Below are 362 nucleotides of genomic sequence, written 5' to 3' on the forward strand. Positions count from 1 at the left end.
AGGCGAAGGGGTCGCTTTTAACGCTACCGCCATGATGACCTCCCCCGCTTCGACCCTCGCGGGATAGGTACGCAGATCGATACATGGCGGCAGGCGCTTGGCGGCTCCGGTTCGGTAGTCGAAGGCGCCGGCATGTTTCGGGCATTCGACCTCGTAGTCCATCACGAGACCGTCGGCGATATGCACCGCTTCATGCGTGCAGAGCCCGTCGGTACAGAAGACCTCGTCGTCGGGCGAGCGGAAGATGGCGTAAGTCTTGCCGCCATGGTCGAAGCGGCGCGCGCCTTCCTGTTCGATGTCGTCGAGGCGGCAGGCTCTCACCCAGTTGGTCATCTTCTTTTCCTTTGCTTTGCGAAGTCGCC

At 61.9% G+C, this 362-nt stretch carries 1 protein-coding gene; it reads right to left on the bottom strand.

The features are described from left to right. Positions 1-333 (bottom strand): MocE family 2Fe-2S type ferredoxin (locus tag EN852_RS36525; RefSeq protein ID WP_135879737.1); only part of this gene is annotated, 333 nt, incomplete at its 3' end. Positions 334-362: the final 29 nt, after the last annotated feature.

This window comes from Mesorhizobium sp. M2E.F.Ca.ET.209.01.1.1 (assembly GCF_004010375.2).
GTDB lineage: Bacteria > Pseudomonadota > Alphaproteobacteria > Rhizobiales > Rhizobiaceae > Mesorhizobium.